The following is a 25,074-nucleotide window of genomic DNA, read 5'->3' on the forward strand; positions in this document are numbered from 1 at the left end:
ACTCCTTGTAGTGAGAGAAGACGGGTGTCAGTCCTGCCAGCGGCGGAAAATCAGCGAGGTGTTGATGCCGCCGAAGGCGAAGTTGTTGCTCATCACATGCTCGGCCGGCAGTTCGCGGCCCTCGCCGGTGATGTAGTCCAGGTCGGCGCAGCGGGGATCGCGGCTGTCGAGGTTGAGCGTGGGGGCGAACCAGCCCTCGCGCATCATCTGCAGGGTCGCCCAGGCCTCGTAGGCGCCACACGCGCCCAGGGTGTGGCCGACGTAGCTCTTGAGCGAACTGATCGGGATGCGCGGGCCGAATACCTGCGCGGTCGCGGTGGTCTCGGCGATGTCGCCGTGATCGGTGGCGGTGCCGTGCGCATTGACGTAGTCGATGGCGTCCGGCGTCAGGCCGGCGTCGTCCAGCGCCAGTCGCATCGCCTCGGCCATGGTGTCGGCGCTGGGCTGGGTGACGTGCTGGCCGTCGCTGTTGGTGCCGTAGCCCACCACTTCGGCCAGGATGTGGGCACCACGCGCGCGGGCGTGTTCCAGTTCTTCAAGGATCAGGGTGCAGGCGCCCTCGCCCAGCACCAGGCCGTCGCGACCGGCGTCGAACGGGCGCGGCGTGCTCTGCGGGTCGTCGTTGCGCACGCTGGTGGCGAACAGGGTGTCGAACACCGCCGCCGCGGTGGCGTCCAGCTGCTCGGCGCCGCCGGCGACCATCGCGACCTGCTTGCCGAAGCGGATCGCCTCGTAGGCCGAGCCCACGCCCTGGCTGCCCGAGGTGCAGGCGCTGGAGGTGGTGATGACGCGGCCGGTCAGGCCGAAGAACACGCCGATGTTCACCGGCGCGGTGTGGCTCATCATCTTCAGGTAGGTGGTGGCGTTGATGCCTTCGGTGGTGTGCTCGTTGAGCATGCGGCCGAAGTCGCCGATTGCGCTGTGGGTACCGGCCGAGGAGCCGTAGGACACGCCGACCCGGCCGCTGCGCAGCAGCGGATCGCCCAGCAGGCCGGCCTGCTCCAGCGCCAGTTCGGTGGCGCGCACCGCCATCAGCGCGACCCGCCCCATGCTGCGGGTGGTCTTGCGGTTGTAGTGCGCGGGCAGTTCGAACCCGGCGGCGGGCGCGGCCAGCTTGGTGTTCAGCCCCTCGTAGATGTCCCACTCCTGCATGTGCCGCACGGCGTTGCGGCATTCGCGCAGGCGTAGGTGCACGCTGGGCCAGTCGTTGCCGAGCGGGCTGATGGTGCCGCCGCCGGTGACCACCACGCGCTTGAGCGCGCTGTTCGCTGGGCTGCTCATCCGATCAGCCCTCCGTTGACCGAGATGACCTGGCGGGTCACGTAGGCCGCCGCCGGCGACAGCAGGAAGGCCACCACCGCGGCGACTTCCTCCGGCTGGCCCATGCGACGCATCGGAATCAGCTTGAGCGCTTCCTCGGCCACCTCGCTCGCCACCATCTCGGTGTTGATCAGGCCGGGCGCGACGCAGTTGACGGTGATCTCGCGGCTGGCCAGTTCCAGCGCCAGCGCCTTGGTCGCGCCGATGATCCCGGCCTTGGCGGCGCTGTAGTTGGCCTGCCCGCGATTGCCGACCAGGCCGGACACCGACGACAGGGTGACGATGCGGCCGGGCTTGCGCCGGCGTACCATCGGCATGGTGAGCGGATTGAGTACGTTGTAGAACGCATCCAGGTTGGTGTGGATCACCGCGTCCCAGTCCTCGCCGCTCATCGCCGGGAAGGCGTTGTCGCGGGCGATGCCGGCATTGCAGACCACGCCGTAATACGCGCCGTGCCCGGCCACGTCGGCTTCCAGCGCCTGCGCGGCTGCGGCGCGATCACCCACGTCGAATCCCATCACCCGCGCCTGCCGGCCAAGCGCGCGGATCTCCGCGGCCACGGCTTCGGCTTCCTCCACCCGGCTGCGGTAATGCACCACCACATCGAACCCGTCCTGCGCGGCGCGCAGCGCGATCGCGCGCCCGATGCCGCGGCTGGCCCCGGTGACCAGGACCGTCGAGTCTCCACTCATGCTTGCTCGTTCTCCAGATAGGCCATCGGGTCTGGTGGTTCGAACACCGACACGTTGGCGCTTGCGATTTCATCCCCACCCGCCAGGATCCGGCAGGCGAACATCCCCAGGCCATTGTCGCCCAACAGTTCGCGGATCGCCTCCACCCGCAGCAGGGTGCCGGCCGGGAAATGCGGCCAGGCGGACTGGTAGCGGCGCGTGCCCAGCAGGAAGCCGATGTTCGGCTCGCCACCGGCCTGGCGGGCGCGGCAGCCGGCCCAGGCGGCGATGGCCTGGGCCATGTACTCCACTCCGACCCACGCCGGCACCCCGGCCTCCTCGCTGAACGGTCCGTCCGCGGGTACCCGGACCTCGACCGCCACGCGTTCCTCGTCCCAGTCCAGCAACCGGTCGATCAGGCGCAGGGTGCCGCGGTGCGGAATCACCCGCTCGATGTCGTACAGCGGCCTCGCGGCGTCGACGTTCCCGGCGTGCATTACCCGGCTCCCAGCAACAGGACGGCATTGCTGCCGCCAAAGGCGAACGAATGGCTGAGCACGTGGCGCAAGGGGCGCGCGGCATGTTCGCCGGGCGCGGCGAAATGCAGCGGCGGCAGTTCGGGGTCGGCCTCGCCGTCCCACCAGTGCGGCGGCAGGCGATGGCGCGGATTGTTCGCCAATGCCAGCCAGGACAGGCCCGCCTCGATGGCGCCGGCCGCGCCCAGGGTGTGTCCGGTCAGCGGCTTGGTCGAACTCACCGGCGTGCCGGCCGGCATCGTCGCGGCGAGCGCGCGGCTTTCCATCGCGTCGTTCTGCGGCGTGGCGGTACCGTGCAGGTTGACGTAGTCGATGTCGTCGGCGTGCAGGCCCGCGCGCGCCAGCGCCTGTTGGATCGCCGCGATCGCGCCCACGCCCTGCGGTTCGGGCGCGGAGATGTGGTGGGCGTCGGCGGTCTCGCCCCAGCCGGCCAACCGCACCGGCCCTGGCTCGCGGGTCATCAGGAACAGCGTCGCGCCCTCGCCGATGTTGATGCCGTTGCGGTGGCGCGAGAAGGGATTGCAGCGGGCGGCCGATACCGATTCCAGCGCGCTGAAACCGTCGATGGTGAAGCGGCACAGCGAATCCGCGCCACCGGCGATCACCGCGTCGACGATGCCCGCGCGCAGCAGGCGGGCGCCCGAGGCCAGCGCCTTGGCGCTGGAGGAACAGGCGGTGGAAATGGTCCAGGCCGGGCCATGCACGCCGGCCTCGGTGGCGATGAAGCGCGCCGGCGTGCCGATTTCCTGCTGGGCGTAGTGGAAGCCCACCGGCCAATGGCCGTGCGCGTGTTTGAACGGCAGCGCCTGCTCGGATTCGCCGATGCCGGAGGTGCTGGTTCCCAGCACCACCGCGACGCGATCCGAACCGTGGCGTGCGATCGCGGCGGCCACTGCTGGCGCGATCTGTGCGTAGGCACTGCGCAGCAGCGCGTTGTTGCGTCCCCGCAGTTGCAGCGGGCAATCGGACAGATCCGGCAGCGGCGCGGTCACCGCGCCCAGCACCAGCGGACGACCGGGCGTGAGCGCTTCGCTGACCCGCGCGCCGGCGGGCGCGTCGCTGGCGAACAGCGCCGCGGCCACCGCGTCGCCTCCCATGCCGAGCGCGCAGGTGATGCCGAGTTCGTTGAGGAACACCAATGGGGCGCTCACGGTGGCGGTTCTCCCCCCACGGTCCGGATCTCCAGCGCGTAGCCTTCTGCCAGGTTGCGCAGCCGCAGGCGATCGGGTGCTTCGCGGGTCAACACCAGCCAGGGCGTGCCCTCTCGCGACAGGCTGCGCTCGTGGCCATCGTCCTCGACCCGCCAGTTCGCCGGCAAGGCGCTGCGCACCGCTTCCACCGGCCACAGCGCGAATTGCAGATCGTCCAGTACACGCTCGCCGCGCACTGCGGCGGGCAACCACGGGGCGCGCTGCTGTTGCAGTTCCCGCCCGTCCCATTGCAGGCGCACGCCGGACTGGCCCAGCGCCTGCACGGCCAACCGCACTTCCCGTGCGTCCACTTCCAGCAAGGCGTCCAGATCGCGTTGCTGCGCGCCGAACTCGAAATGCAGTCGCTGCTGCACCGCCAGCGACGCGCCCAGCGCGGCCGGCGCCAACCGCAATGGCGGCAGCGCGATCGCCGGCGCCGGTGCGCGATGCGCGCAGGCGGCCAGCAGGCACAGCATTCCCAGCAGGGCCATCAGCCGGCGCACAGTTCCTCCAGCACGCGCAGGCGGCGGCCGGTGTCGGCGACGTAGGGGTTCTGGGTGTCCCAGGCGTAGCCGGCCAGGATCGAACAGATCATGCGGCGAATCTCCGGCTGCTGGTCGGCGTGGAAGATGATCTTCTGGAAGCCACCGGCATACCACGCCTCCACGAAACGGCGGAAGGTCTGCACGCCGGCGCGCAGCGGCACCGAATAGTCCTGTTCCCAGTCCACGTGTTCACCGGCATGGCGTCGGCGCAGGCATTCGGCCGCCAGTTGCGCGGACTTGAAAGCGATGGTGACGCCGGAGGAGAACACCGGGTCCAGGAACTCGCCGGCATTGCCCAGCAACGCGTACCCCGCGCCCCACAGCGAGTTGACGTTGGCCGAATAGCCGGTGATCTGGCGCACCGGCAGCACCGCCCATTCCGCGTCCCTCAGCAGTCGGGTCAGGTTGGGGTCTTCGCCGACGATCGCCTGCAGGCGCTCCAGTTCCGTACCCGGATAGCGATTGAGGAACTCCATCTCCGCGACCACGCCCAGCGAGCAGCAGCCATTGGAGAACGGGATGGTCCAGTACCATACGTCGACGTGCTCGGGATGGGTGGTGATCAGGATCTTGTTGCGATCGAAGCCTGCATCCTGCGCGATGTGGTCGCGAACGTGCGTGAAGATGGCGCCGCGCACCGGGAAGTTCGATGGCGACTCCAGCTTCAGCAGTTTGGGCAGCAGGCGACCAAAGCCGCTGGCGTCCAGCATGAAGTCCGCCTCGACCTGGTAGGTCTCGCCTTCCGGCGAACGCACGGTCACCCGCGGGCGCTCGCCCGGTTCGGCCGCCAGCACCTCGTGCCGGTAGCGCACTTCCGCGCCCATCCGCTCCGCGCCCTTGGCCAGCACGTGGTCGAAATCGGCGCGCTGAACCTGGTAGGTGGTGCCCCAACCCGGCGAGAACTTGTCGCGGAAATCGAACTGGGTGGTGCGCTCGCCGCGCACGAAGGCGGCGCCGTTCTTGAACTGGAAACCGGCTTCCACCACGTCCTGCAGCAGGCCGGCCGCCTCGATGTATTCCATGCTCTGGGGCAGCAGGCTCTCGCCGATGGAAAAGCGCGGGAACTGCTCGCGTTCCAGGATCAGGACGCGGCGCCCCTGCTGGCGCAGCATCGCCGCCGCCACCGAGCCCGCGGGACCCGCGCCAATGATGAGGATTTCCGTTTGTTCGACTTTCATTCCGTGTGTCTCGTGCTCGTGGAGGGTCGGGGGCTCGCCGACGGGCGGGCCGGTGGGCGGAACAACGGTGAAACCAGCCAGACCAGGCCGATGCCCAGCAACAGGGTGAGGCCGAAGGCGCGCAGTGCCGGCGTGGCCGACAGCGCCAGCAGGCCGAACGACAGCCAGGTGCTGGCCGCGCCGATGCAGACCGCCATCCAGGCGCTGGCGTCGCCGCGGTGTTCGGTCAGGAAGATGCCGTAGTCGATGCCCATGCCCAGCAACAGCAACAGGGCCAACACGTTGAACAGCTGCAGCGGCTGCCCGGCCAGGCCCAGCAACGCCACGGTCGACACACCGGCCAGCAGGGTCGGCAGCATCACCCGCCAGGCGCCCGCTCGATAGCGCCACCACAGCAGCGCGTACACCAGCACCGCGCCGGCCAGCAGCAACCCGCTCATCAGGTGGCGATAGTGGCGCAACAGGCGCGAGAAGTCGGCGGTGCGATCGACCCAGCGCACACCCGGCACCCGCGCGGCCTGCTGTTCGAGCAACGCCAGCGCGCCGTCGCGTCCCAGATCGTCGATCAGCACCACGCTGGCCAGTTGCCCACCCACCTGCCCCAGCCACTGATGGCGGAACGGCGCGGACACCGGCGAGGCCAGCCATGCATCGGCCTGCAATGCGGCGGTGTTGAAACCGGGGCGTGGCAGGGACTCGCCCAAAACCTGTCCGACCTGCGCCATCACCGCGCCTTCGATGCGTCCGGTCAATTCGGCGTCCGCCCGTTGCCGTTGTTGCGATGGCAGCCAATCGCTGATCGCGCGATAGCCGCCGATGCGGCCTTCGGCCGTGAGCACGCGCAACCGTTCGGTCAGGGCTTCCTCGTGCCGCAACAGTGTTTCCGCGTCATCCGCGCGGATCAGGAAGAACTGGGCCGGACTCGGCATGCCCAGCAGGCGCCCTACTTCGATCTGCTGGGCGATCACCGCCGGCGGCGAGGATTGCAGGCTGCGCAGGTCGTCATCGCCACGCACGCGCAGCAGGCCCGCGACCAGCACCACTGCCAGCAGCACGCCGGCCACGATCCCGCCGCGACCACGCGTCACACGCGGCCAGCGCTCCAGCGAGTTTCCAATCGCCTGCGAGAAGCGGGTCGCGCGCACCTGGCCGCCATCCAGCCAGGGGAACAGGCAGATCACGGTCAGGAATGCCGCCGCCAGTCCCACCACCGAGAACAGCGCCATCTGCCGCAGGCCCGGGAATGGCGCCAGGCCCAGCGCCAGGTAGGCCAGCGCGCTGGTCGCCAGCGCCAGCCACAGGCCGGGCAGCAGATGGCGCAGCAGCGTCCAGCGCCGTTCCGCGGCCACGCCCTGGCGCGAGGCGAACCAATGGATGCCGTAGTCCTCGGCGACGCCGACCAGGCTGGCGCCGAAAATCAGGGTCAGCAGATGGACCTGGCCGAACACCAGCGCGGTCACCGACAGCGCGGTCGCGCAGCCGACCAGCAGCGAGGCGGCCACCAGCAGGATCGGCCGCAGCGAACGGAAGGCCAGCCACACCAGCAGCAGCACCGCCGCCAGCGACCCCCAGCCGATGGTGTTGATCTCCCGATTGGCCTGCACCGCCGCCGCCTCGGCATGCAGCGGCACGCCCGCGCGCAGCACCTGCACCGGGGGCACCGCCGCGCGCGCGGCGGCGCCGGCGCGGTCCAGCGCATCCTGGATGATGCGTTCGCCATCCAGCCGGAACGCCGAGGCGCGGGTCTGGAAGGTCAGCACGCTCCAATGCCGCCCGTCCTTCTCCAGCAGACCGTCCTCGCCGACACGCAGGCCCGAGGCCTGCGCACGCGCCTGCCACCACTGCGGCCAGAGGCCGAGCGGATCCTGCCGCCACTCGGTCAGGCGCGGTGCGCCCATCGGTCCGTACAAGGCCGCCAGGGCCTGCTCCGCCAGCGCGCCAGGGTCGGTCGCCGCCAGTTGCGTGCGCTGCGCGGGCGTCAACAGGCGATCCCGGTAAGGCGCGTAGAACGCCTGCGCCTGCGGGAACCAGTCCGCGGCGGTGTCGGCCGGCGCGAACGGCAGGCGCGCGGCGTCTTCACCCGCCAGCGAGCGCCGGAACGCCGCCTCGGCCCGCTGCGCCTGCGCCGGCCCGGCCGCGCCCAGCATCACCACGATCTGGCGCGCGCCGGCATCAGCGATGCGCTCGGTGGCGTCGGCCAGCACGCGGTCGCCGGCGTCGCGCGGCAGCAACGCGAGGATGTCGCTGTCGATCGGCGGATGCTGCCAGAACCGCCATTGATGCGCCGCGACCGCGGCCACCACCAGCAACCACAGTAGCGCCAGCCAGCGCCAACCGGAACGCCAGCGGCGATCGCGCGCGTCCAGGCCTTCAATCAAAACGGCGCGCCTCGTCCGTACTCAGCGTGGCCGGGACGTCCTTCAGTTCGGAAAACCGCAGTTGGGTGCTGTCGCCATTGGCTTCTTCGATCCGCACCTCGCGCACGTAGCGGTCCCCGCTCAGCACGATCCGCGCGAACGCCTTTGCCAGAGCCGCCGAACGCGGTTTCAGGCTCAACCGCCAGCCGTTGTCCGGCAGCGCCTGCGCCTGGGTTTCGAAGCGCGGGGACAGCGCGCCGACATCGCCGCTGACCAGCGCGAACATCATCGCGTTGACCGAACGCAGCGCCGGCTGCTCCCGTCCATCCACTTCGACCCGCTGGCTACCGTCGCGCTGGCGGCTGAGGATGCGATCACGGGTGATCACCACTTCCGACGGGAACGGCTTGTCCGTGGTCCAGATCACGCCCTGCTTGCGCGATACCACGAACCTCCCCTGCGAACGCAGCAGATTCTTGAACCCGGTGATGCGCTTCTCCTGCTCGAACCGGCCCCGCAGCACCTCGACCTGCGCCACCCGCTGCTGGACCATCGCCAGATCGTCGGCCGCGCGCGCGGTCGGCATTCCGGCCCAGCCGGCCAGGGCGAGCAAGGGGAACAACAGGAACCTCGACCATCGCGTCATTCGACCCGCACTCCCAGCCGTTCCCACAACACCGGAGGACACACATAAAGCATCTCGCCTGAAGCCGCGTCCACCGCCACCTGGATGGTGTGGGCGCGGGTCAGGATCTGTCCGGACCCGGCATCGCGGATGACGTAATCCAGCTTCAGCCGGTTTTCCCACTCCATGATTTCCGCGCGCACCACCAGCGGCTGCGCATAGCGCAGCGGGCGGATGTATTTCACCCGCGCGTCCACCACCGGCCACAGGAAGCCGGACGCCTTCATCTGCGGGTAGTCGTAGTCATGCCGCTGCAACAGGGCGCAGCGGGCGATTTCCAGATACTTGAAGTAATTGCCATGCCAGACCACCTGCATGGGATCGCAGTCGTGGAAGGCCGGCGACAGCGCGACTTCGCAGGACAGATCAGGCGCCGTCATACAGGCTCCAGCGCCGCTCGCGCAGGTCGTCGCACAGTGCGCGCAGTTCGGTATCCAGCGCGCGATCCTCCTCGACCAGGGCGATGCGCCCGCGCAGGTCCGCGTACATCGCCGCGGCCTGTTCGCCGAACGCCGCCGAGCCGCCGGCGCGCGCCCGCAGTTCCACCGCCTGGCGCGCGGCGATCAGCATCGCCGCGACCACCTGCTCGGTCAGGGTGATCACGCGCAGGCAGTCGCGCGCGGCGATCGTGCCCATGCTGACCTTGTCCTGGTTGTGGCATTCGGTCGAACGCGAGAACACCGAAGCCGGCATGGTCAGCTTCAACGCTTCGGCGGTCCAGGCGGACACGCTGATCTGCAGGGCCTTCAGGCCATGGTTGATGGCCGCGCGCGGACCGATCGCGGCGGACAGGTTCGACGGCAGGCCATGGTTGAAACGGGTATCCACCAGCAGCGCCAGCTGCCGATCCAGCAGATCTGCCAGGTTGGCGACCGCGTTCTTCATCGCGTCCATCGCGAAGGCGATATGGCCGCCGTAGAAATGCCCGCCATGCAGGATCTGGCCGCGCTCGGGATCGATCAGCGGGTTGTCGTTGGCGCTGTTGAGCTCGGTTTCGATGAGCTGGCGGAAAAACGGCAGCGCGTCCTCCAGCACCCCGATGACGTGCGGCGCGCAACGCAATGAATAGCGATCCTGCAGGCGCTGCTCGTTGCGGGGCGGGCGATCGCTGTGCAGGTCCTGGCGCAGGCGGGCCGCCACCCGCGACTGGCCCGGATGCGGCTTGGCGTCGAACAGTACTTCATCGAAGTGGTGCGCGTTGCCGTCGCTGGCGAGCACATTGAACGCGGTCAGGCGGGTCGCCACCCGCCCCAGGTAATCGGCCCGCTCCCAGGCCAGGCAGGCCAGCGCGGTCATCACCGCGGTGCCGTTCATGATGGCCAGGCCTTCCTTCGGCCGCAGCTTCAGCGGCGCCATGCCGATCTCCGCCAGCGCCTCGGCGGCCGGACGGCGCACGCCGGCGTGGATGACCTCGCGTTCGCCGCACAGCACCGCCGCCACGTAGGACAGTGGCGTCAGGTCGCCGCTGGCGCCGACCGAGCCTTCGGCCGGAATCAGCGGCAGCACGTCGTGCCGCAACAGGTTCTCCAGACCGTCCAGCAGGCCCTGGCTGACGCCCGACATGCCGCGCGCCAGCGACGCCAGCCGCGCGGCCAGCACCGCGCGGGTTTCCTCGGCATCGAGGAAACGGCCCAGGCCGCAACCGTGATAGGTGTAGAGATGGTGCGGCAACTCGGCGACCAGCTCCGGCGGAATGTTGACCGTGCAGGAATCGCCGTAGCCGGTGGTCACACCGTAGATGACGCCATCCTCGCGCAGCACGCGATCCAGGAAGTCGGCGCCCCGCGCGATACGCGCGCGGAAACCGGCGTCGTCGGACAGGCGCGTCTGGCGCTGGCGGCGCGCCAGCGCCCCCACGTCCTCGATGCGCAGCGGGGCATCGCCGAACCGGACCGCGCCGGCGTCACTCTCGGGGGGAAGCGTCATGCGTAACCTGATCCCAGAACGGAAAAAAATTGAACCAGTCGTAGGGAGCGCGGGCCAACTGGCGCTCCAGCCATTGTGCGAACCGGCCGGCGTGTTCCGCCAGCGCCGCATCGCGCGAGCCGCGCGGCAGGCGCACGGATTCGGCGAACGGCTCGAACCGGACCTCGTAACCATCGCCGGCATGGGTGCAAGCCATCGTGAACACCGGGCAGCCCAGCGCGGAGGCCAGCGCGTAGGCGCCAATCGGAAATGGCGCCATGTGTCCCAGGAACGGCACCCGCACGCTGCGCCCGCCCTGCAGCGGCACGCGATCGCCGGCAATGGCGACGAACTCGCCGTCGGCGATCCGTTCGGCCAGCACGGTCGCCGTCGCCGGTCCGAGTTCGGTGACCTGCATCAGGCGCACGCCGTTGGCCGGATCCAGCCGATCCAGCAGGCGGTTGAAGCGCGCGGCGTGCGCGGTGTGCACGAGTGCGGTCAGGCGGAATCCCGGCACCCGATCGGCCAGCGCCTGGCACAGTTCCAGGCAACCGATATGGGCGGTGATGATCAGTCCACCCCGCCGCTGCGCGACCATCGCCATCATCACGTCGCGATGGGTGATGACCCGCTGCTCCGGATAGCGGCGGCCCATCGCCAGGATTTTGTCCAGCAGGGTGTCGGCGAACATGAAGAAATGACGCAGGCTGTGCCAGGTGCCCGGTTCGCGTCCGAACACGCCGCGATCGTGCGCATGCAGCCGGGCCAGATACTGTCGCGAGGCGCCCCGCGCGGTCGCGTTGCCCAGCCAGTGGAAGAACACCACCGGATAGGCGCACAGTCGGAACGGCCAGCGCCCCAGCCAGCGGTGCACGCCGCACAGGAAGCGTACGCCGGCCACCGAGGTGGACTCGGCGATGTCGGCCCAGTGCGGCTGTCCGGCCGCGCTCACGCCGGCACCGTCCGGCCGCGCAGCAGCCAGCGCGGCAGGCGCCGCAACATGCCGAAGAACAGCCGCGCATGCATGCGGCTGATGCGCACGTTGTCGCGCCAGACATCGAAATGCGAGACACCGTCGCTGGGATAGGTCACCCGGGTCGGCAGGTTGATCACCGCCACCCCGCGCCAGAACAACCGCACGATGATCTCGACGTCGAAGTCCATCCGCCGTCCGATCGGCTCCTGCGCCATCAGCGCCAGCACCGGCGCCAGCGGATAGATGCGGAAACCGCACATGGAATCGCGGATGGCGAACGACAGCGTGTTGATCCAGACCCAGAGGTGGGTCAGGTAACGGCCATACAGGCGCCCTTTCGGGACGCTCTCGTCGTATTCGGGCACCCCGCAGATGATCGCATCCGGATGCTGGCGCGAAGCCGCGGCGAAACGCGGGATGTCGCCCGGATCGTGCTGGCCGTCGGCGTCGATCTGCAGGACGTGGGTGACGTCCAGGCGCGCGGCTTCCTGGAAGCCCGCCATCACCGCCCCGCCCTTGCCCTGGTTTCGCGCCAGCCGCAGCAGGCGCAGCCGCGGCGCGTGCGCCGTTTCGAGTTCATCCAGCACCCGCGCGCAGGCGGCACCGGAACCGTCGTCCACCAGCAGGCAATCCAGGCCGGATGCGAGCACGCCTTCGACCATCGCGCCGATCGCGTGTTCGTGATCGAACACCGGGATGATCACCAGCAAGCGTTCGCCCGGCATCGTTCAGTTCCTGTCCTGCGGGCCGAACACGACCCGGCCGCTGGCATGCGGCCCGTGCGCCGAGGTGTACTGAAACGCCAGCGTGTTCTTGTCGACCGCCCATTGCAGGTGAAGCCGGATGCGATCGCCCGGACGCGCCACCCGCTGGAATTTCAGCGCTTCCATGCGCAGGAATCGCGGCGGCAGCGCGAAGGCCTCGCGGCCGAACCGGATCGCCCAGTCCAACTGCGCCACGCCCGGCAGGATCGTCGCCTGCGGGAAGTGGCCGTCGAACACCGCCAGATCCGGTTCCAGATCCAGCTCCAGTTCCGCGGCCGTGGCCTCGCGCACGCGCCAATGCGGCTCCGGGCGTTCCGGCCGGAACAAGGCGGTCAGCGCACGCTCGGTGACCTTGCCCTGCGCATTGACCGGCAGCGTCGCCGCATACCGCCAGCGCCGCGGACGGGTCACCGCGTCATGACGGCCGGACAGATGCTGGGACAGGCCTTGCGAGAACGCGCGCCGTCCCTGCCCGCGCAGCAATTCCCAGCCGGCCTCGTTGGGTACCACCACCGCCACCAGCGCATCGCGCGCGCCGGGCAGCACGCAGACCCGCACTTCGGCGACCCCGGCGTGGCTGGCGATGTCGCGCTCCAGCGCATCCAGCGATACCCGGCGCTCCTCGATCTTGACGATCCGGTCCGCGCGCCCGAGCAGACGGAACCCGTCGCCATCGGCCATGACCTGATCCTCGCTGGTCCACCAATCTTCGGACCGCGCCAGATGCGGGGAGCGCACCTGCAGGCGTCCGTCCTCGATGCGCCACGCCACGCCCGGCAAGGCACGCCATGCCGGCTGCTCGCCTTCCCAGCGTCGCCACGCGATGCCGCCGGTCTCGCTGCTGCCGTAAATCTCGGTCGGCGCCACGCCCAGCCGATCGCGCGCCTCCAGCGCGGCCTCGGCCGCCAGCGCGCCGCCGGAGGAAAACACCGCGCGCAGTGGTCCCCGCGCCGCCTCCCAATCCAGTTGCTGCGGCAACCGCTTCAGATGCGCCGGACTGGCCACCAGCAGCGACGGTTGCCCGGCCAGGGCCGCCAGCAGGTCTTCGTGGAAGAAGGTCCGGGGCGCGATCGGCCGTCCGGACGCCAGCGGCCAGAGCACCCGGAACAGCAAGCCGTAGATGTGCTGGTGCGAAACCGTGCCGTGCACGGTGGCGGTACCCGCCTCCGCGCCGAATGCCGCCTCCAGTGCTTCCACTTCCCGCGCCAGCTGGTCCAGGCGCTTCTCGATCGCCACCGGTTCGCCGGTACTGCCGGAAGTGAACACCACCAGCCGGGTGGCCGCTTCATCCAGCGGCTGCGGCGCCCGGGTCGTGCCCGGCGCGGCCGCCGTCAGGCCGCCCTGCGGAAAGTCCCCGGCGAACCCATCCACCTGGCCGGCGAGGCGCTCGCGCGTGGCCGGCAGATTGTCGGCGCACAGGAATACCCGCTTGCCGGCATGCCAGGCCCCGAACACGGCCGCGGCAAACGCCGGCGCGTCATCGAAATAGAGGGCCCAGTCGCGTCCGTCCGCCCCGGCGAACGCCGCCTGCCAAGCCAGCACCCGCGCGCGGAAATCCGCATGCCCGCACCCGGGCGCGACCTGGCGGCCCGCGTGGGCATGGACCGCGACGCGATCCAGCGGCAACCACTCATTCATGCCGGTGCGCCGCCCGCACGCGCTGGCGCACCAGCCATTCGCCCGCGAACAAGGCACCCATCAGCAGATAGGCGATACCGCCGTTGTAGAGGGCCCAGGTGCGGTCGGTGGTCCATAAAGCCGTTGCCAGCGCCAGCGCGCCATTGAAGATGAAGAACACGCACCACACCTGGGTCACCCGGCGGGTGTAGGCGACCGCGCGCGGCGGCAGATCCGGCTCGGTCAGCCGGGCGATCCGCTCCACCACCGGCGGCGGGAAGCGCAGGCTCACCGCGAACACCACCAGCATCACCGCGTTGACCAGCGCCGGATACAGCTTCAGCGGCAGGGCGTCGTTGAACACCGTGGTCAGGCCGGCCAGGATCGCCGCACCGCCCGCCGCCGCCAGCCAGACCGCCTGGCGGGTGGCCAGCGCGCGCAGCAACGCCAGCGCCATCAGCAGCAGGGCCAGCCAGCGCGGCTCGAACCGGCCCAGCGCCAGGTAGACCACCAGCGGATAGGCCAGCGACAGCGCGATGAACATTGCCGCGCGGACCCGGTTCGCCATGAGCGCGCCGCGCCTTGGTCAGGCGGCTTGATCGCGGATCAGGCCATACAGCACGTCGACCACGTCCTGCACCGTGCGAACGGCCTTGAACGCGTCCGGCTGAAGGTTGCGACCCAGCAACGGCTTGAGCTGGACGATCAGATCGACCGCGTCGATGCTGTCGATGTCCAGGTCGTCGTACAGGCGCGATTCCGGCGTGATTTTCGCCGTATCGATTTCGAAGGTGTCGTGCAGGATCGTGGCGATCCGATCGAATAGTTCGTTCTTGGTCATGTCTGTCCCCCCGCGCCGTGCGTCACGCCGCCCGCTGCGATGCCACGAACTCGGCCAGCGCGCGCACGCTGGCGAAATGCCGGCGGGTCTCCTGCGAGTCGGCCGACAGGCTGACGCCATAGCGCTTCTGCAGCGCCAGGCCCAGTTCGAGCGCATCGATCGAATCCAGCCCCAGTCCTTCGACGAACAGCGGCGCCGCCGTGTCGATATCATCGGGGCCGATGTCCTCGAGGGACAGGGCGGTGATGATCAATTCCTTGATCTCGTGCTCAAGTGCCTGCACGCGTTTCCTCTCTCCGGAAAAGTTCGTCAAACAAAAAGAAAGTTCGTCAAATAGTCGTTGAGCCGCCTGGCGGCTGCCGCGTCCCCTCCGGTTCCGGGTTCGGCGGCATCCAGGAACCGTGCGATTGGCAGGTCTTCCTGAACGTCCACCACCACATGGAATCGGCGCGTGGGCACACGATACCATTTCTCCCCTTTCCCCAGCGTCATCGGCGTACAGCTCAACCTTACCGGCGTTACGTCCAGACGGCCCCGCACGGCGATGTTGGCCGCCCCGCGCTGGAGCTTCGGCGGCTGCCCGCGGACGGTCCGCGTGCCCTCCGGAAAGATCACCAGGTTGCCGCCCGCCTTCACCGCCGCGATGCAGTCCTCCACCAGTCCGGCGCCATCGTCGTTGGATACGTAACCCGCGGCCCGGACCGGCCCGCGCATGAACGGATTCCGCGCCACCGCCGATTTCACCACGCAGTCCGCGTTCGGCAGCAGCGAGACCAGGAACACGACGTCGATCAGGGTGGGATGGTTGGCCAGGATCAGCAGCCCGTCACGCTGCAGGCGCTCCCGGTGGCGGATTTCATAGGTCAGCAGGCCCAACCGGCGCATCAGCTCCACGTGCGCGGCAAAACTGCGCTGCACGGTTCGCCGGACCAACCGGCGCCGGTGGCGCGGGTCGCGCACGCACCATTGCAGGGGTGGGAACACCAGCAGCCTCAGGGCCAGCCCGCCCAGGCCGAAGGCCAGGAAACTCAAGCCGGTCCCGAATATCCGCCAGAGGTGGTTCAGGCGTTCAGCCACCGTGGCGCCACTCCCACTGCCGGGCATCCTCGTGGTGGCGCAGGGGTCCGCCAGCGGCCAGCAGGAAACGCAGGACCTCCAGCCCGTGCGGCAGGCCCGTCACGGCCCCGGGTGCGGATTCCGAGGCCGCGCCGCAGGTCAGGGACACCCGGAAGCCCTCCCGGTCCACCGGCGCCACCCGCCAGCACCACGCATGGAAAGGGTCGGGCTCGTCCCCGAAATCCGCATAGACCTCGGGCAGCGCCGCGTCATAGACCACCACCAGCACTTCCGGTGCCCCATCCCCGAGCAATCCGGCCGCCTCCACCAGTGCCGCTTCCGGGGTGGCCTGTCCCGCCGCCAGCGCCAGGTAGTTGCCGCGCTCCCCCCGCACGATCGAATACAGCGCGGCGATCGCATTGTGCACGGACAGGCCGAAACTGGTGGGCGACAGCGCTTCGCGCCGGCTCAGCGCTTCCAGCAGTTGCACCGAGCACGCCACGTCGCCATGTCGCGAGGCGAACACGAACGGGATGCCTTCGGCCTCGGCGCGCTGGCACCAATAAGCGGCCTGGATGGCCATCCGGCCCAAACGGTCGATGCGCCGCCGCTGCATGGCGGGGACTTCACTCAATGCCGGCGTACCATCGCCCATGGGAACGAAGGGCTCGCGCGCCCACGCCTGCCAGGCCTCGGCCGTTTCCAGACCGGGCGCCCAGGCGGCCCACTCGGCGATGGTGAACTGAATATTCACGATGCTGCGTACCGCCCGTATTCTGCGAGCACCCTATTCCACCGGATGCGCCCCGAATCCGCCACCGTGAAATTTTTTTTTCACGGATGCTTGCAAGTCGCCGACGCTCTCCCTACAATTTCGCTTCTCCCGCCGCGTGGGGCCATAGCTCAGCTGGGAGAGCGCTTGCATGGCATGCAAGAGGTCGCCGGTTCGATCCCGGCTGGCTCCACCAACTTTCCAGGCATTAGGCCGTCTGGAAAGAAAAAATCAGGCGGCAAAGTTTCAAACGCGTCCCCATCGTCTAGAGGCCTAGGACATCACCCTTTCACGGTGGCGACCGGGGTTCGAATCCCCGTGGGGACGCCAATTTGATCAAGCACTTAGGGCTGCCGAGAGGCGGCCCTAAGTGTTTTTCCGGAGTCTTTCCGGAATTGTTATCGATTGAAGGAGGAAAGCCAGCCACCGCATACCGCTCATCAATAGGAATGAGCCTATGGTTTTGCTTTACGTGCTTTCTTCATATTGCGCACGAGATCATCTTCGCAGCTGGCTATGCGATCAAACAACTCGTCATCTAGGTGCCTAGGCGTGCGTGCGGCATCTTGGAAGTCAGCTGGCCCTGTAATCAAAGTATTCAGTTGGATAAAGAGCTTATTCGCTTCCACCATGTCCGAATTATCCACCACGTCCACATCTCCGAAACGCGCCCTGAAGCGCCGTAGACGAGCTATGATCTTCGCAGCTGACACAGGTGTACCGGCAACCATTGCGGGATTCACGTAGTGGTCTCGAGCAAGGTCCACACAGTCTCGGAGCAAATCTTGCTGACTTTTTCGCCACTCACGCAAGATGTCATCCTGCCGCTTAGTCTTTTCACGGCTTCGCGTAAGAAAGTGGGTACCAGCAAGCGTTGCAGCTTGAAGGGCAAGAGTAAGCCATAGCGGAGTTCCTCCGTCTGCCATACTTTTACCCCGTCAGTGAAGTGCGGCTTCGCGTGCAGCGTCCTCAATTCTTGCCCAAGCGGTCTCTACCGCGCCAGGATCGTCCGAGGCTTCAATATCCATGCGCTTCCTTAGATCATCCGCTGTGAAGTACTGCACAAGCCCACCGAAAGCTTCATCGAGGAAGCCTGATGAGTAGCCTGCGCTACCGGACAGATCAAACACTACAAACGAATGCTTCTCCAACAATACGCGCGCAACATCCTCACGAAACTCCTCACCGGAGTATTCGCCATTCGCTCGCTTTCGCCCTCCTGGAGTACGGGAGAATTGCTTAGCAACCATGTAGCGAATGCTAGGCAGCATTTTGGATGTCTCCATCGAACTCATTTGGGACGGTGACGTCGATACCACAGAGTTGCCAGACAACAAGCGTTCCATTTAGTTCCTCCGTGATCGTCCCAACCACCGATCCACCATCTCGCGTGAACTTAGTTAAGCCGCGATTTGCCACAACTCGTAATGAACCTTCCACGTCAATTTCATTGACGAACTCTCGAAGCCTCTGAAGCCCATGGCCGCGGCGCTTAGAATTGTGGCGAGACACTCCACGTTCAATAGCCCGTCTAATCCAATGACCGTCTGTCCATCTGGCCAGGGCAGCCCTTATTCTATCCGGTTGTCGGCCCTTAATGGTTGCTGGGATGCCGGCACCTTGGTCATAGAACGTGAAGCTGATTGTCCCAAGGTCACGGTCAGCGTAACCCAACAGCCACCATTCCTTTATGAAATGGGGAGCCTTTGAGTCCGCCGGATAAGCGTGCTCAAAAACATTGTCGATCGACTCCTGTAACGCCACGTATAGACGCTTCCGGTCAGCGGGGTCAAAGTCAAAAACCTGCTCGAAGCACTCCAAGAGGTCGTCAGCAATGCTGGGAATATTTGCGTTCTTACGACTGATTTGTACGTAGGTCCGAGGCGTAAAGGTCTTTGGGCGCGCCGGTTCCCTCACCTGGAGGGCCTTGAAGAATCCGACGTCGCAAAGGAGCGCGGCTACATCATGCGACTGAGGATATGTACCAGTTATGACGGTCCGGGGATCACTGAACGCCCGGCATCGCTGAATCTCAGCCACCAGTGCGACAGCCGCTTCCGGCGCCATGGACTTGACCTCAAAGAAATTCAGGACAATGCGCCTATGGGAACCCCTGAGCGCTTCGTGGCGTATCGTTGCCAGGATACGGGCCAACTCCGACCAATCGGCATCTGTAATGCAATCCAGACACGCTGGCATATCTAGCATGATCCGGCCACGGACCTTTGTCCGCTTGGCCGGCTTGTAGGCCGGATTCGGCACCGGATAGTGCTTGGCGAGCAATTCGTCGATGTCGACCCCATGATATCGACGGCCACGACGGGCCAATCGTCGCTGTTCACGACGTGCTACGACGCGCATTTGCTGCCAACGCCCACCAGGCGACTGCTTCCCGCTCATGGCCTTCCTTGCCCCCGATGGTCGATTGTAGACGACTCCATCGGTCAGCGCAGCCTGCGCCGCCGGTGCTCATATCAGTGGCGTCTAGTGCAAATATCCGAGTGTGATATACGGCTTACTAACCTTCAGGGAAGCTAGGAAAGGGTATGCCAAGTCCCGCTCCAAAAAGACCTTCCCTTTAATATTTAGCCAACTCGAAATTTAAAGGATGTCATATGGATAGCCGTGATGGACTACAGGTTCTACGTGACACCGTTGCAAAGGCGAAGGATGATGGCTCTCAATCGATGCAGCTCGATATCCTGCTGCAAGTTCTTGATGAACTACTAGCGCTCCCTGACCGCCATGATCCAGAAACGGAACTAGCAAGAAAAAACATCCTCGGCCAACTGGAAATTGAAATCTACAAAGCTGACCATGCAGCCGCACTATCTACTCAGGCGTTAAATCATGAATCAGCGCTAGAGGCATTTAGGTCAACCATTGCTGCGGGCACCATCGCCCGAAAGGACATTCTCTGGATAAATGGTGGCGCGTCCGTTGCCATCCTGGCGCTGTTTGGTCACTTCGTTTCGTCCTCAAATGTATCCGCAATCCCAGGATTTATCCCATCCATAACCGCATTCGTTACCGGAGTAGTCGCTGCAGTACTGACCAGTGGACTGACTTATCTGAGTCAATGGGGCTACCAGCAGGACGAGATCAGGTGGAAAAAGCGCACTGCAGTATCCGCCCACATCGGCGCACTTTCCGCTTGGATAGTCAGCTGCAGTGCATTTGCTGCAGGAGCCTTTCTCGCAGCGCGAGCATTCATGTCTTTAGCCTGACTCAAGCCAGCTTTTTAGTCCTCTTCAACGCGAAGTTCCGCGGTGGTGAACCTCCCCGACCCCATGTCATCCATCGAAATGACGAGTCGCTTGGACAGGCCATTTGACTGCGTGAATCTAATGGAGATCGAAACAGGCAAGTTAGCCGGGCGATCTTCCCTAAAGGGGACAAACCTAAAGACAGCTCCCGTCTTCCAATCAGTGATTTTTGGCAATATATCTCGCCTAAAGCTCGATTTGACGCCGGTGACGACTACGCCTGCCCCACTATTGACGATTTCGACCTGACCGATTCCCGGTGCCGTTGGAGCGAACTTCTGTTCGTTAACGACCTCAAATCTTGGGGAGACAGACGCAGCCTTTTCAGCAGCCTCCCGCTTACTCTTAGAATTCTGCATCTCTAGTTGCTCGGCTGCCAGCTGCGCCATACGCGTTTGCTGCTCCGCTGAACGACGCATTTCCTCTACTTGCAACTCCAGAGCATCCGTACTTTTCTTTAGCTCTTCAGCCTGAAGCCTCAGCGCTTCCGTGTTTTGTCGCAACTCAATCCCCTGCTGAAAATAGCCGAGAATGAGCCACAGGATTGCCAGGGGCCCGAACACGCCGGCGAGCAAATCGCCGATATTGTTCGGGGCCATGATGAGTATTTCGGTCAGCCGCCCATTGAAGATGAACCAAAGCAGCAGCCCGTACAGTGCCGTAAGCGCCAGTCCGATTCTAGAAAGAAACTTCCCCATAGCCTCTCCTTAAGCTAATCACTCAGCATCCCCAGGGCGTATTTTTCTCCTTACCGACCATTAGTTCAAGCAGGCAACGCTCAGCGTTTGACGAGCGAGTACTGCGACAACCCTCGATACGGCGTCGCCAGCCCTGCCCCGCCCGGCATGCTCTGGAAGTTGTCCAGGTTGTTGCCGAAGCTGTACACGCTGCCCTGCCCATAGCCGCCGGTCGGCCCTGGACTGGGCTGTCCGTTGGCGGTCGCGGCACCGAACACTGCCGCGCCAGCGTTGTGCCAACGCAAGCGCATAGCGGTCTTCGCGCCTTTACGGAGGACCTGCTTGTTGAAGGTTCGCATCAGGATATCGTTCTGGATTCCGAGGCGGTCCAGCTCTCCCGCATAGCGAACGTTGAGGGCGTCCAGCTCTGCGTTGGCGGTGGACTGGGCCATGACCGCGGCATTGGTCCCGCCCATCCCTGTCCCGGACTGGGCGATGGCAGCACGCTGAGCGCCGAGAGCCACCCGCGCCTGCCTGCGAATCTGCTCCTCGCGAGCACTGGTCTGGGTGGCTACGCGCTGCGCATTGAGGCGCTGGTTATCGATGTTGAACTGTTCGATGTCCGCCTGCGTGCGCAGTTCGTTAGCCTGCTGCCGGCCCTGAATGAGCTGCGTCACGCCATTGAAAATGCCCTGAACCATCTGTGCCCAAGCCATAGTGAACTCCTAGTCGACGAATTGAGAGGGCGGAGCAATGAAGGATTGCCCCGTACGTTGCTGCATTTCGTGCTCCATGCGCCCCAGGCTCCCCGGATTGAGCCATTCCTGGAGCTGATAGAAGACTAGGTAGTCCAAGGCCACCTTGGTATAGAAGAGGTTGAGCAGCGGCGTGTTGTCCTGAACAAATCTCAGCGAGGCCGCTCCAGCGTCCTTTCCTTGTGCGGCCCGGGCGATGATGCCGAAGGCGGCATTCACGTCCGACGCGGTGGGGCCCAGGAGAGAGATAGCGGCGTCCTTGAATCGGCGGTCCAACATCTGTGAGAACAGCACGTCGCTGTAGAGGCCCAGTCCTCCACCTTGCTGGAGCGCTGCCATGATCGTGCGGAAGTCCAACGGGTCGCGCTGCGTCTTTAGCCGGCTGGCGTCCTTGAGCGCCATGGCCGCGTAGCCGGTGATGGTGGTGAGCGCCAGCATCTGGGCGATGCCCGCGATTCCGCCCTGCGCCAACTCACGGCCGATGATTTTCTGAGTGTAGGCCAAGGGAAAAGACTTGAACTGCATGATGAAGCGAACCGCCTCACCCAGGCCGGTGCCCTTTCGGGTTCCCTGCTTCATCAGGCCCAGCGTTCCAGCGTCGGGCGTCAGCATCATGTAGTCGCGCTGGTCCGCGTAGTACGCGCGCAGTTGGCGCTGCAGGTCGCGGCGTAGCCCCTTTACCGCCGCCGCGCTGGTGCCGCGCTCCTGGGACGCCAGATACGCCTTGAGCGATTCATCGGAGAGTCCGTCGATGGCACGGGGGGACAGGAATTTTGTGCCTTCTACCTCGCCCAGTTCCGCCTGGCGCACCAGGTCCCAGCGGTCGGCGTCCAAACCATACAAGCCCAACGTGGTGCGTAGGCGTTCCGGCAAAGCGTCCCAGCCGTCCGCGACCCGACGAGCCAGATTCGCCGAGAGCATTTCGGCGATGGACTCCCGGAAAGCGTCCGTCCACCGGTTCTGAAGGTTCCAGGTGAAGAACTTGTGCTGCAGGGCGCCTATCTGGCCGCGGACATCGTCCTCCGGCGTGAAGCGCCCATGCGCCAGCTTCCCGGTCAGGGAGTTCAGCGCCAGCCCGAGGTCGGCCTGCAGTTCCAGCCGCTCGGCACTGGGAATCCCCTCGAACAATTGCCCGATGCCCCTTAGGACGAACTGGAAGGCATTCAGACCGTTGTACTTGGCGCCCAGGGCCATCACGCCCAGGTCCGACACCGAAGACAGCGTGGAGCTGCCCAGGCTGCTCATGGACTGGATGGCGCGAATCGTCCCGCTCACGGTGGCCAGCGTGTCATTGGCCGGTGCGTCCAGGCTGCCATCCAACTCGGCCAGGTACACACGCTTGTAGCGGTCCAGGTCTCGTTGAAACTGGCTGATGGTCGCCGGTGGCGCCTTGCTGCGCTTGAGCCGGGCTAGCATGTCCTTGCCCAGCCGATCGTAGTTGGCTTCGTAGTGCGGCCCCAGAGCCTGCAGGAGCGCCGTGGCTCGGGCTCGCTGCCGCAGGCCCCAGATAGCCGCCTCGCGAAGGTTTCCAGCCCCGAAGCGCTGGTTGTAGGCCGTCCAGCTGTCGGCGCTCTTGAAGTGGATGACGCGCTCCCAGGACACGTCCTGGCCGGCGTCCCGGTTGCCCCAGGGCTTGGGGCCCTGCTTGGGCGGCTGCCACAGTTTCATGTGGACGCCATCGGCGAAGTCCTGCCAGATGCCGGACAGCATGTTCTGCATCTCTGACATGTCCACTTCCATTTCGTCGGCCATCCGTTGCAGGTCGAAATGGGTGTGTGCCGCCGCCATCCAGCCCTCCCTGTCCCGCGCGATGCGGTGACTGTCGTGGAAGGTGGTGACGATGTAGCCCTTCGTCTTGCCAATCCACGCACCGGCGTCGTTGGCCAACACCCGGCTGTACTCCTGCCATTTGCGCACGGCTTTGGCGATGCCGACCGCCAAGTCGGAGAATGGGCTCACGTCTTCATCGTTGGACAAGGCCCAGAGCACCCGGGCAACGCCTTCGTCCTCCATGCCGCTGGAAAACGCCTTCATGGCCGCATCGTCGACTTTGGCCACATCGGCAATGAGGCCGCCCAACATCTGGTCGGTCATGGCATTCATGTTGGTGCCGATGCTCTGCCGGCTGCCCTTGCGCGCATCCTGCGTGCCCACAAGGAGTGCCTTCAAGCCTTGGCCGGGGTCGTCTTTCCAGACGCCGTGCAGGTACTCCACGGCATCCTCCCGGCGATTCTGGTCCACCAGCACATTGCGCTGCCTCAGCACCGCCTGTAGCTCCGCCTCCTCTGCGAACTCTTGCGCCGCTCGCGCAAGGGAGTCGTTGTATGCCAGTGCCGGATCTCGCTCACGGATGCGTGCCGCTCGACGGTCCATGCGCTTGATGAGGGTGCGCACCTCGCGTTCAGTAAAGGAGCGGCCAGCCGCCTGCTCGATGAGCAGATGGCATGTGGACTTGCTCACGGGTTGGTCTCCTCGGGCTTGGCCTTGGCCAGCCGCCAGGAACCCGGCCAAATCTTCACGTGCAGGATGTTCCGCGGACGCAGATGTGGCGGACACTCAGCGACACGGCGCTCGAAATCTGCGGCCTCTTCCGGGCTGCGGGAGAAGTTCACTACCGGACTGATGCCAAAGCTGCGGCGTTGAGCGTCGGCGGTCTTCGTTCGATGCTGTTCCTCCAAGCGCTCCACACGCCGGAACAGGGGTTCAAGGTTTTTCATTCTCGTCTCCTTCCAGCGCCGTCAAGCGCCGTTCCAGCTCGTTGAGTTTGTGCAGCTCCGCAATCGCCGCCAGGGCGCGCAGGATGTCGCCTCCGATATCCGCCGGCAGCGCTCCTGCTGCGATGGAATCAACGACCGCCTCGGCCTTCTGAGCCAACGTGGCCGCGTCGCCCAGATTGATGGGGATGGCGCGTGCCTCTGGCCGTAGGCGTGGCCAGCAGCGGTCCAGGATGGCGGTGGCGGCGGTGACGTCACCAGCCTTCGCCTTCTCCAGCAGCTTCTCCACAATGACCTTGCGCGACTCCTCCGGAATGAGCCCGTCCAGCGCGGCGCTGGTCTTGTTGCGCGTCCCCTTCTTCCGCCCGTCCGGATTGCCACTCTGGCCTGGTTGAAACCGGCTCACTTGCGCCTCCGATGCTCCAGGCGGTCCACGTGCTGCAGCAAGCGGTTCATCACCAGCGGCGAAATGAGCACGTGCCAATTGGCCTCCAGCAGCGGCTCGATGCCGCCCGGCGTCTTGCGCCCCAGGTCGTCGAACAGGTCCTCCAGCTTCCCGCGCAACTCGTCGTAACGATCGCCCCAGATGCCGCGCAGGGCCGCGTCAGACTGGCGCTCGTGCATCTCGAACGCCGCCTGGTCCATGTGTTCGCCCAGGCGCCCCGACTCGTCGGCGATGGCTTGCATCAAACCATCCCCCTCCACCTTGGGCAGGCCGGAGTGCCAGAGGACGGACCGAATGCCGGCGATGGCTTGCATCTCGGCGCCATCTGGCATGCCGTCCGCGTCCTTCACCTGCAGAGGCGGAAACAGGTAGTCATGCGGCGAGTGCGCCGGCGTGTCGATGGCGCCCACGGTCTCTTCGAACGTGGGCGGCCGGTTTGGACGCAGTTGCTCGCCCAGGTTCTCCGGCAGCGGAGGCGCCCAATCCGGCCAAGTCGGAGTGGCGTCGGTGCTCGCGGTGACGGTCTCCCCTGCCACCGACGGCGTTTCCAAGACCAGCGGTGACGCGGGTGCATCCACTGGCGGCGGCACGGTCTCGATACTCATACGGGCGGCCAGTTCCTTTCCAGGATGCGGTTCTTCACCGCGTCCAGGAGCTTGGCCACTTCGAGCTTGTTCGCGCCGGTGGCCGTGTAGGTGACCCGCACGTCCACGAAGGCGGCGGGCGTTGCGGTGGCGCTTTCGGTGACATCCAGCGGGAGGTCGGCGCCGAGATTGCCGGAGTAGTAGCGGTCTGCCATGTCGT

Annotated in this window: 29 protein-coding genes and 2 tRNA genes; 3 read left to right on the plus strand and 28 right to left on the minus strand. The window is 66.1% G+C overall.

What is annotated here, in order from left to right; all coding sequences use genetic code 11:
• Window positions 1-27: 27 nt before the first annotated feature.
• From AC3DE2_RS16860 to AC3DE2_RS16945, 18 genes are read right to left on the minus strand one after another with little or no spacing between them, the layout of a single operon-like run.
• Window positions 28-1,281, minus strand: coding sequence for a beta-ketoacyl-ACP synthase (locus AC3DE2_RS16860; protein ID WP_295378423.1), 1,254 nt, complete (start codon window positions 1,279-1,281; stop codon window positions 28-30).
• Window positions 1,278-2,012, minus strand: coding sequence for a 3-ketoacyl-ACP reductase FabG2 (locus AC3DE2_RS16865; protein ID WP_488427133.1), 735 nt, complete (start codon window positions 2,010-2,012; stop codon window positions 1,278-1,280). Before AC3DE2_RS16865 ends, AC3DE2_RS16860 begins: the two co-directional genes overlap by 4 nt.
• A complete protein-coding gene (locus AC3DE2_RS16870; protein ID WP_295376030.1) occupies window positions 2,009-2,488 on the minus strand; it encodes a hotdog family protein in 480 nt (159 codons plus the stop codon). The genes AC3DE2_RS16865 and AC3DE2_RS16870 overlap by 4 nt, the downstream gene beginning before the upstream one ends.
• Window positions 2,488-3,678: a beta-ketoacyl-ACP synthase gene (locus tag AC3DE2_RS16875; protein ID WP_295376032.1), complete on the minus strand. Its 1,191-nt coding sequence runs from the start codon at window positions 3,676-3,678 to the stop codon at window positions 2,488-2,490. Before AC3DE2_RS16875 ends, AC3DE2_RS16870 begins: the two co-directional genes overlap by 1 nt.
• A complete protein-coding gene (locus AC3DE2_RS16880) occupies window positions 3,675-4,220 on the minus strand; it encodes a DUF3261 domain-containing protein (RefSeq protein ID WP_488427134.1) in 546 nt (181 codons plus the stop codon). Before AC3DE2_RS16880 ends, AC3DE2_RS16875 begins: the two co-directional genes overlap by 4 nt.
• Window positions 4,208-5,440, minus strand: a complete 1,233-nt coding sequence (locus tag AC3DE2_RS16885; protein WP_488427135.1) for an NAD(P)/FAD-dependent oxidoreductase — start codon at window positions 5,438-5,440, stop codon at window positions 4,208-4,210. The genes AC3DE2_RS16880 and AC3DE2_RS16885 overlap by 13 nt, the downstream gene beginning before the upstream one ends.
• Complete coding sequence (locus AC3DE2_RS16890) at window positions 5,437-7,818, minus strand: MMPL family transporter (protein ID WP_488427136.1); 2,382 nt, start codon at window positions 7,816-7,818, stop codon at window positions 5,437-5,439. The genes AC3DE2_RS16885 and AC3DE2_RS16890 overlap by 4 nt, the downstream gene beginning before the upstream one ends.
• On the minus strand, window positions 7,811-8,443 hold the full coding sequence (locus tag AC3DE2_RS16895) for an outer membrane lipoprotein carrier protein LolA (protein WP_488427137.1): 633 nt from the start codon (window positions 8,441-8,443) through the stop codon (window positions 7,811-7,813). The genes AC3DE2_RS16890 and AC3DE2_RS16895 overlap by 8 nt, the downstream gene beginning before the upstream one ends.
• Window positions 8,440-8,862, minus strand: a complete 423-nt coding sequence (locus tag AC3DE2_RS16900; RefSeq protein WP_488427138.1) for an acyl-CoA thioesterase — start codon at window positions 8,860-8,862, stop codon at window positions 8,440-8,442. Before AC3DE2_RS16900 ends, AC3DE2_RS16895 begins: the two co-directional genes overlap by 4 nt.
• Complete coding sequence (locus AC3DE2_RS16905; RefSeq protein ID WP_488427139.1) at window positions 8,849-10,408, minus strand: HAL/PAL/TAL family ammonia-lyase; 1,560 nt, start codon at window positions 10,406-10,408, stop codon at window positions 8,849-8,851. The genes AC3DE2_RS16900 and AC3DE2_RS16905 overlap by 14 nt, the downstream gene beginning before the upstream one ends.
• Window positions 10,386-11,339, minus strand: coding sequence for a lysophospholipid acyltransferase family protein (locus tag AC3DE2_RS16910; RefSeq protein ID WP_488427140.1), 954 nt, complete (start codon window positions 11,337-11,339; stop codon window positions 10,386-10,388). Before AC3DE2_RS16910 ends, AC3DE2_RS16905 begins: the two co-directional genes overlap by 23 nt.
• On the minus strand, window positions 11,336-12,088 hold the full coding sequence (locus AC3DE2_RS16915) for a glycosyltransferase family 2 protein (protein ID WP_488427141.1): 753 nt from the start codon (window positions 12,086-12,088) through the stop codon (window positions 11,336-11,338). Before AC3DE2_RS16915 ends, AC3DE2_RS16910 begins: the two co-directional genes overlap by 4 nt.
• Window positions 12,089-12,091: 3 nt before the next feature.
• Window positions 12,092-13,765: an ApeI family dehydratase gene (locus AC3DE2_RS16920; RefSeq protein ID WP_488427142.1), complete on the minus strand. Its 1,674-nt coding sequence runs from the start codon at window positions 13,763-13,765 to the stop codon at window positions 12,092-12,094.
• Window positions 13,758-14,312, minus strand: a complete 555-nt coding sequence (locus AC3DE2_RS16925; RefSeq protein WP_488427143.1) for a COG4648 family protein — start codon at window positions 14,310-14,312, stop codon at window positions 13,758-13,760. The genes AC3DE2_RS16920 and AC3DE2_RS16925 overlap by 8 nt, the downstream gene beginning before the upstream one ends.
• An 18-nt stretch (window positions 14,313-14,330) precedes the next feature.
• Window positions 14,331-14,585: an acyl carrier protein gene (locus tag AC3DE2_RS16930; RefSeq protein WP_295374603.1), complete on the minus strand. Its 255-nt coding sequence runs from the start codon at window positions 14,583-14,585 to the stop codon at window positions 14,331-14,333.
• A gap of 22 nt (window positions 14,586-14,607) precedes the next feature.
• Complete coding sequence (locus AC3DE2_RS16935; RefSeq protein WP_447102307.1) at window positions 14,608-14,868, minus strand: phosphopantetheine-binding protein; 261 nt, start codon at window positions 14,866-14,868, stop codon at window positions 14,608-14,610.
• A 26-nt stretch (window positions 14,869-14,894) separates the two neighbouring features.
• On the minus strand, window positions 14,895-15,662 hold the full coding sequence (locus AC3DE2_RS16940; RefSeq protein ID WP_488427144.1) for a lysophospholipid acyltransferase family protein: 768 nt from the start codon (window positions 15,660-15,662) through the stop codon (window positions 14,895-14,897).
• Window positions 15,655-16,395: a beta-ketoacyl synthase chain length factor gene (locus AC3DE2_RS16945; protein ID WP_488427145.1), complete on the minus strand. Its 741-nt coding sequence runs from the start codon at window positions 16,393-16,395 to the stop codon at window positions 15,655-15,657. The genes AC3DE2_RS16940 and AC3DE2_RS16945 overlap by 8 nt, the downstream gene beginning before the upstream one ends.
• Window positions 16,396-16,533: 138 nt before the next feature.
• Between AC3DE2_RS16945 and AC3DE2_RS16950 the strand changes: the two genes are divergently transcribed.
• Window positions 16,534-16,609, plus strand: a tRNA-Ala gene (locus AC3DE2_RS16950).
• Between the two features lie 58 nt (window positions 16,610-16,667).
• A tRNA-Glu gene (locus AC3DE2_RS16955) sits at window positions 16,668-16,743 on the plus strand.
• 125 nt (window positions 16,744-16,868) lie between these two features.
• Here AC3DE2_RS16955 and AC3DE2_RS16960 read toward each other — a convergent pair.
• From AC3DE2_RS16960 to AC3DE2_RS16970, 3 genes are all read right to left on the minus strand, one after another.
• Complete coding sequence (locus AC3DE2_RS16960; protein ID WP_488427146.1) at window positions 16,869-17,156, minus strand: hypothetical protein; 288 nt, start codon at window positions 17,154-17,156, stop codon at window positions 16,869-16,871.
• 195 nt (window positions 17,157-17,351) lie between these two features.
• On the minus strand, window positions 17,352-17,663 hold the full coding sequence (locus tag AC3DE2_RS16965; protein WP_488427147.1) for an STAS-like domain-containing protein: 312 nt from the start codon (window positions 17,661-17,663) through the stop codon (window positions 17,352-17,354).
• Window positions 17,664-17,673: 10 nt separating this feature from the next.
• Window positions 17,674-18,813 carry an ATP-binding protein gene (locus AC3DE2_RS16970; RefSeq protein WP_488427148.1) on the minus strand — a complete coding sequence of 380 codons (1,140 nt, stop codon included), beginning with the start codon at window positions 18,811-18,813 and terminating at the stop codon, window positions 17,674-17,676.
• Window positions 18,814-19,028: 215 nt separating this feature from the next.
• Here AC3DE2_RS16970 and AC3DE2_RS16975 point away from each other — a divergent pair, with 215 nt between their 5' ends.
• The gene (locus tag AC3DE2_RS16975; protein WP_488427149.1) at window positions 19,029-19,640 is read left to right on the plus strand and encodes a hypothetical protein; all 612 of its coding nucleotides are present in this window, start codon (window positions 19,029-19,031) and stop codon (window positions 19,638-19,640) included.
• A gap of 14 nt (window positions 19,641-19,654) precedes the next feature.
• Here the strand turns inward: AC3DE2_RS16975 and AC3DE2_RS16980 are convergent, their stop codons facing one another.
• From AC3DE2_RS16980 to AC3DE2_RS17010, 7 genes are all read right to left on the minus strand, one after another.
• A complete protein-coding gene (locus AC3DE2_RS16980; RefSeq protein WP_488427150.1) occupies window positions 19,655-20,377 on the minus strand; it encodes a hypothetical protein in 723 nt (240 codons plus the stop codon).
• A gap of 80 nt (window positions 20,378-20,457) precedes the next feature.
• The gene (locus AC3DE2_RS16985) at window positions 20,458-21,072 is read right to left on the minus strand and encodes a virion core protein, T7 gp14 family (RefSeq protein WP_488427151.1); all 615 of its coding nucleotides are present in this window, start codon (window positions 21,070-21,072) and stop codon (window positions 20,458-20,460) included.
• A 9-nt stretch (window positions 21,073-21,081) separates the two neighbouring features.
• Window positions 21,082-23,571, minus strand: a complete 2,490-nt coding sequence (locus AC3DE2_RS16990) for a hypothetical protein (protein WP_488427152.1) — start codon at window positions 23,569-23,571, stop codon at window positions 21,082-21,084.
• Complete coding sequence (locus AC3DE2_RS16995; protein ID WP_488427153.1) at window positions 23,568-23,828, minus strand: hypothetical protein; 261 nt, start codon at window positions 23,826-23,828, stop codon at window positions 23,568-23,570. Before AC3DE2_RS16995 ends, AC3DE2_RS16990 begins: the two co-directional genes overlap by 4 nt.
• Window positions 23,815-24,231: a DUF5681 domain-containing protein gene (locus tag AC3DE2_RS17000; RefSeq protein WP_488427154.1), complete on the minus strand. Its 417-nt coding sequence runs from the start codon at window positions 24,229-24,231 to the stop codon at window positions 23,815-23,817. The genes AC3DE2_RS16995 and AC3DE2_RS17000 overlap by 14 nt, the downstream gene beginning before the upstream one ends.
• Window positions 24,228-24,875 carry a hypothetical protein gene (locus AC3DE2_RS17005; protein WP_488427155.1) on the minus strand — a complete coding sequence of 216 codons (648 nt, stop codon included), beginning with the start codon at window positions 24,873-24,875 and terminating at the stop codon, window positions 24,228-24,230. Before AC3DE2_RS17005 ends, AC3DE2_RS17000 begins: the two co-directional genes overlap by 4 nt.
• Window positions 24,872-25,069, minus strand: coding sequence for a hypothetical protein (locus AC3DE2_RS17010; RefSeq protein WP_488427156.1), 198 nt, complete (start codon window positions 25,067-25,069; stop codon window positions 24,872-24,874). Before AC3DE2_RS17010 ends, AC3DE2_RS17005 begins: the two co-directional genes overlap by 4 nt.
• Between the last annotated feature and the right edge of the window lie 5 nt (window positions 25,070-25,074).

This window comes from Pseudoxanthomonas sp. 68-E7 (assembly GCF_057773145.1).